Origin of the sequence: Mongoliibacter ruber, assembly GCF_003003005.1 — a bacterium.
Taxonomy (GTDB): domain Bacteria; phylum Bacteroidota; class Bacteroidia; order Cytophagales; family Cyclobacteriaceae; genus Mongoliibacter; species Mongoliibacter ruber.
Genome location: NZ_PVTR01000028.1, coordinates 1 through 7,671, shown reverse-complemented (window position 1 = coordinate 7,671; position 7,671 = coordinate 1). Strand labels below are relative to the sequence as shown.

The 7,671-nt window shown below is 39.7% G+C and carries 6 protein-coding genes; all 6 read left to right on the top strand.

Features of this window, described 5'->3' with window-relative positions:
• The first annotated feature begins 443 nt into the window (after positions 1–443).
• Positions 444–2,348, top strand: a complete 1,905-nt coding sequence (locus tag CLW00_RS21000; RefSeq protein ID WP_106135682.1) for an acetate--CoA ligase — start codon at positions 444–446, stop codon at positions 2,346–2,348.
• A gap of 50 nt (positions 2,349–2,398) precedes the next feature.
• Complete coding sequence (locus tag CLW00_RS20995) at positions 2,399–3,460, top strand: serine hydrolase domain-containing protein (RefSeq protein WP_106135681.1); 1,062 nt, start codon at positions 2,399–2,401, stop codon at positions 3,458–3,460.
• Positions 3,461–3,969: 509 nt separating this feature from the next.
• Entirely contained in the window at positions 3,970–4,734 is a 765-nt protein-coding gene (locus tag CLW00_RS20985) for a DUF6544 family protein (protein WP_106135680.1), read from the top strand.
• Positions 4,735–4,821: 87 nt separating this feature from the next.
• A complete protein-coding gene (locus CLW00_RS20980) occupies positions 4,822–5,730 on the top strand; it encodes a hypothetical protein (protein ID WP_146131473.1) in 909 nt (302 codons plus the stop codon).
• Positions 5,731–5,748: 18 nt separating this feature from the next.
• The gene (locus tag CLW00_RS20975) at positions 5,749–6,534 is read left to right on the top strand and encodes an alpha/beta fold hydrolase (RefSeq protein ID WP_106135678.1); all 786 of its coding nucleotides are present in this window, start codon (positions 5,749–5,751) and stop codon (positions 6,532–6,534) included.
• 2 nt (positions 6,535–6,536) lie between these two features.
• A complete protein-coding gene (locus CLW00_RS20970; protein WP_106135677.1) occupies positions 6,537–7,328 on the top strand; it encodes an alpha/beta fold hydrolase in 792 nt (263 codons plus the stop codon).
• Positions 7,329–7,671 lie beyond the last annotated feature (343 nt).

Genomic DNA, 7,671 nt, shown 5'->3' with positions numbered 1-7,671 from the left:
AACCCGAGGCTATTAACATTTGACCCCTTTGGGGTCTAAGATATTCCTACTTAAACCGCAAAAAAATTAACCATTGATATCACTGAATCAGACTTCTTATGGCTGTGAAAAATTAAAAATGTTAAAGGTTGGGCGGATTGTACGTGTAGGTAATTTCGGCGTTATGAGTCAAAAGCGAGGCTTATCTGCGTTCATCTGCGATATCTGCGGAAAAAAAATGTGTCGTAAACTTGCCTCCCGGAGGGATAGGTTGTAAAAAAGTCCAACACCCCAAAAACCACCTACCCTTTCATATTTACATTATGCTACATACTATTTGATAGTTTGCGTTTTCATCCTAAATTTAAAGAGGTAAAAAACACTAATTTTTTACAGTCTTTACCTTATTTTTAAAATAAGAATAGACAAACCCCAACCTCTGTTTACTATTAAATTTTGCTCAAATGACTTATTCTCATGAGTTTCAACAATCAAAGGAAAACCCTGAACTGTTTTGGGGAGAAAAGGCAAAAGATATTGCCTGGTTTGAATTTCCTCAAAAAATTCTTTCACAAAACGAAAATGGATTTTTCCGTTGGTTTGAAGCAGGTAAATTAAACACTTCTTATCTCTGCCTCGATCACCATGTAAAAAGTGGAAGAGCGGATCAAACTGCTTTGATCTATGATTCTCCTGTCACTCAAAGTGTAGTAAAATTCACCTATAAGGAACTCAGGGATAAGGTAGCACTTTTTGCAGGTTTGTTGGACTCGAAAGGTGTGGAAAAGGGAGATACTGTGATCATTTATATGCCCATGGTTCCGGAGGCGGTGATTGCAATGCTGGCGTGTGCCCGACTGGGTGCCATCCACTCTGTTGTCTTTGGTGGGTTTGCATCACATGAGCTTGCGATAAGAATCGACGATGCCAAGCCAAAAGTCATTCTCTCTGCTTCCTGTGGAATTGAGTTTGACAGGATCATTCCATACAAACCTTTGATTGATGCGGCACTTCGAGAATCAATTCACCAACCAGACTTCCATATCATTTTTCAAAGGCCAATGATGGTGGCAGAACTCTTTTCGGAAAAAGAATTGGACTGGAATCAAGCGCTTCAATCTGCGAAGGCCAAAAGTTATATTCCTGTAGATGCACATGACCCCTTGTACATTCTATACACCTCAGGGACAACAGGCAAACCCAAAGGAATTATCAGAGATAATGGAGGACATGCGGTAGCCATGAAATACAGCATGCGAGCCGTCTATGACACCCATCCGGGGGAAGTTTTCTGGGCGGCTTCTGACATTGGTTGGGCAGTAGGACATTCTTACATTGTCTACGCTCCTCTTATCAGCGGTTGCACTACTATTCTTTTTGAAGGTAAACCAATACGGACACCTGACGCAGGAACATTCTGGAGAATCATTGAACAGCATCAGGTAAAAACCTTCTTCACAGCACCTACTGCCATACGTGCCATTAAGAAAGAGGACAGTGAAGGGCTTTTGTTCACTAAATATGATGTAAGTTCTTTAAAATACCTTTTCCTAGCCGGGGAGCGATGTGATCCGGCAACCTATGAATGGGTAAGTGAACTGCTTCAGGTGCCTGTAATCGATCACTGGTGGCAGACTGAATCCGGTTCACCGATGTTGGCCAATATGGCTGGTCTAGGCTTAAAGACTATCAAGCCAGGCTCCTCTTCTACTCCAGTACCAGGATATGATATACAGATTATGGGAGAAGAGGGTCAGTTACTCGATGCCAATATGGAAGGATATGTAGTGATCAAGCTACCATTGGCACCAGGCTGCCTCCCTACCCTATGGAAAGATGATGATAGGTTCCACAAATCATACTTATCAAGGTTTGAAGGGTTTTACCTCACAGGAGATGGCGGCTATAAAGACGAAGACAACTATTTCTATATCATGGGTCGGGTAGATGATGTCATCAATGTCAGCGGGCACCGCCTATCAACAGGTGAAATGGAGGAGATTGTGGCAGCAAACCCAGCCGTAGCCGAATGCGCAGTGGTGGGCATTGCAGACAAACTCAGGGGGCAGAGACCTGTCGCACTGGTTGTATTAAAAGACAGCAAGCCCATTTCACAAGAAGAGCTGGAGGCACAATTGATTCAAAGTATCAGGGGAAAAATCGGTGCGATTGCCTATTTTAAATCTGCCATCATTGTGAAACGACTTCCAAAGACCCGTTCAGGAAAAATCCTGCGAAAAATCATACGGAATATTGCGGATGGGGTCCATTTTGAGATGCCTTCTACTATTGATGATCCATTGATTTTGGAAGAAATTCGTACATCTCTACATGCATACAAAATTGGGCTTGAGTTTGATTTGAACTGATCCACAGGAGTTGGTTCATAGGAAGGAAATTATCTAATCTATATTAAAAAATGGGCCAGAAAATCATCTCTGAATTGCTTCAACAGTCCCTTCAAAAAGCAGTGGACAATAAAAGTGTTTATAGTATTGCGATGAAAGTGGAAGACGGATCTGGTAACATATCCTGGTCAGGTACGGCAGGAGATATGAATGTAGATTCTAGGTATTTTATCGCTTCTGTAACAAAAATGTACATCACAGTCATCGTGATGAAACTGATTGAAGCGGGTAAAATTGCTCTTGAAGACCTGATCATCAAACATTTACCTGACCAATACTGCAATGGCATTCATGTACTCAAAGGAACAGATTACTCCAATCAAATCACCATCAAACACCTCATCAGCAATACCTCGGGTATTCCTGATTATTTTTTCCACCAACAGAAGAATGGGAAGACTGTAGCAGATGAACTGTTGGATGGCCATGATGAGCCATGGCCATTAGACAGAACCATTGGTCTCATTAAAAAACTAAAGCCAAATTTTAAACCCGGTGCCAAAGCGGCCTACTCAGATTCCAATTACCAGCTTTTGGGTAAAATCATTGAAGAAGTTACCGGGCAACCTATCCAGGAGGTGATGAAGCTTTTTATTTTTGAACCCCTCGGATTGAAAAACACCTATATCTACGATGATCCAAGCGACACCAGTCCAACACCCTTTTACTATGGTGCTAAAAAATTATGGTTGCCCCAATACATGGCCTCCATTGCTCCGGAGGGAGGGATCGTTTCCACTGTGGATGAGGTAATGATCTTTCTTAAAGCATTTTTTTCGGGTGTCTTTTTCCCAAAAGAAAAGATAGAATCCATGAAACAATGGAAGATGATTTTACCTCCTCCAGGATTGTTTCTCTTTGGTATAGGATTGGAGAAATTGTGGATTCCATGGATACTTTCTCCCTTCAAATATCCAGGTGAAATTCTGGGATTTTGGGGACAGACAGGCTCCTTTGCTTTTTATAATCCCAAGGCAGACCTGTATTTCTGCGGGGCAACCAATCAGATCAATGGAAGGGGCCACAGAAAAGCCACTGGTTTGATGTTAAAAACCATCAAAAGTTTGTTGTGAATCCTGTGAAAAGATAATCCGGAAGCAATGGGCGATGACTTACATATAACAACCTATAAAGACTTTAATGATTATTATGAAGCCGCAAATACACCAGTCAGATCAAAGATCAATGAATTTCATGTCCTTCGTTTCAGTGAATTAGGGGATGATATTGTCCCTTTTATGAGACCTTCTAGTATAACCAATTTTCAGGTTGCGATTGACAGTGACCTGTAAGCTGCATTAGGTGTTTTTGATATCCGGAAAGAAATTGAAGAAAACACCATGGTCATCTATCTATTAAGTGGTGTCAAGTCCCTGAAAGATAAATTTTGTGATGACTAAAGTCATTATTTTTATTGAGGGTGCTCATATTTGTCTTGACCTTCTCCTTCTAATTTTGCAAAAAGCTTTACCGGAATTTTGTAAAAGAGTCGGGCATTTTGGTGCCCTAGGCAGTAGCTGAATTAGGTTTCTAAAACATTGCAAGAGTATTATTTCTATGTTTATTCATAAGTTATACTGGTATGAAAAAAGTGTATTTCAATGACAGGACTGAATTACTCGAACGAAGTAAGGTTTATAAGACTGAAACGTTTTCCGAAGAACTGATTAAGGATTTACCGAACCCCATTAAAAAATACCTTCGTGTTTGTGGCTATATGAATACAGCAGTGCCAGTAAATGCCAATATTTACTGGGCTGAAAGCTGGTTAAAAATGTCTCCTGAAAAGAATTGGGGAAGACTGCATACTACTCAATTTAACTCGGTAAAACCCATAGGTCGCGTAGCCTATATGAAGTTTTCGTCTATGCCTGTTGCTGCCCGTGACCTTTATCGTGATGGTTATGGAGAAATGAATGGAAAGCTCTTCAATTTAATAAGAGTTGTTTTTGACAACAGTAGAGAAACTGCACAATCTGCCTTGATTACAACCTTCTGTGAATTTATGTTCATACCAGGCTACCTATTGTTGGACAATGTTAAATGGGAGCAAATTGATGAATTATCAGTTCGAGGAATACTTACCGATAGCGGAATTGAAGTATCCGGGGTTTTTCACTTCAATAAAGAAGGATTATTTACACACTTTGAAACAAACGACCGCTACTTTTCTATTGGGAAAAACACTTATAAAAAAGTTCGATTTTCTGCAATAGTTGAAAGTTATAAAATGCAAGGCAGTATTAAAATCAATGAGAAAGTGAAAATTGTGTGGCACTTGCCAGAAGGTGATTATGTGTATTATAAAGGAATTATAGACAGGATTAAGATTAATGTTTTGGAGTGATTAAGAATACTTTATTATCATTATTGACATGGCCTTTATTGGAATTACATCGAATATAGGTGCTGGTTCACTTGGAAATCAAAAAAAATGGAAGCGAAAAGAATATTAAGGTTGAGCCTAAGGTTTATATTATTGCTAATTATCTATTTTCCCATCTGGATATTGGGAACGATGGCTATGGGGACACTGACTCCTGAATATCCATCTGAACCTGGTTTGATGGATGAAAACATTGGCTTGCTGCTATTGGGAATCATTAATACGGCTTTAATTGTAAGTCTCGTTGTTACCTCCCGCTGGTACGGTTGGCGTTTGGCAGCAGGGCTAGCATTTGCATATTACGGTTCATTTACCTTACTCACGCAGATTGAGTCCTGGTATTTTCTGAGTGAGACAACCGTGCCGCCCCCTTTGCTTCCCAGGTTATTTATTATGGGCTTATCCATACCCTTAATTTATATACCGTTAGCAGTACTCATTTGTGGCAAATGGAAGAGGGATGAGAATACCCATCAGTTGCCAAAAAGGATGAACATTTCTGCAAAAGAGTTACTGCTGAAACTGGGAATTATTGCGGTAGTTTATCTGATCATTTATTGGTTGGCGGGATACTATATCGCTTGGCAAAATCCCGAACTCAGGGACTTTTATGGAAGCCCGGGAGAAATTAAGCCTTTTCTTCCCCATACTTTGGATACTTTTGGAGGTACACCTAGCCTTATGATCCTGCAATTGTTCAGAGGTATTTTATTTGCTCTGATAGCAATGCCTGTCATTTTAGGTTCAAAGGTAAATAGATGGCTTACTGCCTTTCTGGTGGGGTTACTATTTGCTATTCCTCATTTGGTCCATATCCTCCCTAATCCATTGATGCCCTTAGCCAGTGTGAGATTGAGCCATATGGTAGAAACGGCTTCTTCCTCATTCATATTCGGATTGTTTGTAGTATGGCTGCTAAGCAGTAGTTATGGTAAAAGAAAGGATTTATCAATTTAGGCATATGATCATTTAGAAATGAATTCAATAAGACTGAATTATTTAAGCACTGGAAACCGACATAAAGAAACGCTACTTTTTGTCCACGGAGCTGGAGGAAATGCCAATCAATTCCAAATACAGCAGGATTTTTTTTCTGATCGATATCAGGTAGTATCTCTATCCTTAAGGGGACATGGAGATTCTCCAAAGCCTTCACCCAACACCACGGATCAATACACTTTGGATCTTTTCGCAGCAGACATCATCCAATTGATCAAAGACTTGGATTTGAGCAGTATCCATTTTGTCGGTAATTCCGCCGGAGGAGTACTAGGTTTTTTAGTAGTCAGCCAAATGCATGAAAGGTTCGCAAGCTTGACCACTTTCGGTACTACAGGACAAATGAAATTCCCCAAATTTATGGCTCCGGTTTTTAGGGGTTTTGATGATTTTATGCTCCGTTACTTTAAAAATTGGTACTTGAATTTGATGGCTTCCCAAACGGCCATGAATGAGTCAGCGAAAGAAATATGCTTTCAAATGTTTGTAAAAGCTACATTGGCTATTCCTCATTTCAGGTATAATTTGGTAAATTATGATTTTACGGGATTAATTGCGCAGAGCACCGTCCCCTACACATTGATCAGATGTGAATTTGATAAGGGGATTAATGGAATGTTGGATTCAACACTGAATGCCATGCGTAAAAACAAATTGGCAAAGGTGATTGAACTAGAAGGAGTCGGACATGTTGCCAACCTAGACAACCCTGAGACATTTAATAACTGCTTAAATGATGTATTGAATAACATAAATAGGTAGCTATGAAAAAAGCTTTGTTTTCTAGTTCTTATGGAGATTTATACTTTGAGCTTTTAGGCAATGAGAATGGTCCAACACTGGTTTTTATCCACGGAGTTGGTATGGATCACCATACTTTTCAGGAACAAATAAAACCATTAGCGTCACTGTATAGGATCTTGGTCTGGGATTTACCAGGTCATGGTGCTTCTACCTTGAAAAATTACCATAAGCGATTTACCGAAATTTCTGCCGATTGTTTGAACGAGCTTATAGAAGAACTTCAAATTGCCCAAGCAATTTTGGTGGGACAGTCTTTGGGCAGTATGGTTGCCCAGCATTTTCAGCTCAAACATCCCGATAAAGTTTTGGCTGTGGTACATGCCCCAGGAATTGAGTTGCAATCGCACATCGGGCAATGGGCAAAGAAGCTCGTTCCCTCTTTTATCTTTTTAATCGGCTTGATTCCCGAAAAAATGTTTTATAAGTCGTTTGGAAAACACCGGGCGGTAAAGAAGGAAGTTCAGGAATACTTATCCGCTTCCATATCGCATACGGGGAAAAAATTTGTCTTACAGGTTACTACTGACATGTGCTATGACCTAATCGATCCCTCACCTCAGCCACCCAAAGCCCCCCTTTTTATCCTTTATGGAGATAAGGATTTGGGCTTTATCAGAAAGGCTTCCAAAGCCTGGTCTAAAAAGGAATCTACTAGCCAATGTGTGGAAATTCCCAGTGCCAATCATATAGCCAATCAGGATAATCCAAAAGCATTTAACCGCGCTTTGATTGGGTTTTTGAATGACTTATAGAAATCTTTCAAAACCTTAGAGATGCTGAAGCTTGAACATAAATTAAGGCTCCAAATAATTGTATAATAGTTAGTTAATATCCAAGTTAAAGGTTTGAATCCGTAACCTGGTCTTTAGAAAAAAAAGCAATTCGAAATTTGGGACTTCAATAAGGCAATTTTAATTTATATGATTATCCGTAATCATGCCACTAATCAATTAAACGAGGTTTTTTTGGCAAAGTGATACTAATAGATATTGGATATTTATTCTATGTTAAATTACTAGCAAGAAGGTGTTTTTTTATCTTTTGTTTACTACTTTAATTACCGTCAGGCAAAGCGGAACCAGGCTCTGCTGGAGA

What these genes read in the sequence shown, in the direction of transcription:
- CLW00_RS21000 (WP_106135682.1), top strand. Translation starts at nt 444, where the DNA reads ATGACTTATTCTCATGAGTTTCAACAATCAAAGGAAAACCCTGAACTG.
- CLW00_RS20995 (WP_106135681.1), top strand. Translation starts at nt 2,399, where the DNA reads ATGGGCCAGAAAATCATCTCTGAATTGCTTCAACAGTCCCTTCAAAAA.
- CLW00_RS20970 (WP_106135677.1), top strand. Translation starts at nt 6,537, where the DNA reads ATGAAAAAAGCTTTGTTTTCTAGTTCTTATGGAGATTTATACTTTGAG.
- CLW00_RS20975 (WP_106135678.1), top strand. Translation starts at nt 5,749, where the DNA reads ATGAATTCAATAAGACTGAATTATTTAAGCACTGGAAACCGACATAAA.
- CLW00_RS20985 (WP_106135680.1), top strand. Translation starts at nt 3,970, where the DNA reads ATGAAAAAAGTGTATTTCAATGACAGGACTGAATTACTCGAACGAAGT.
- CLW00_RS20980 (WP_146131473.1), top strand. Translation starts at nt 4,822, where the DNA reads ATGGAAGCGAAAAGAATATTAAGGTTGAGCCTAAGGTTTATATTATTG.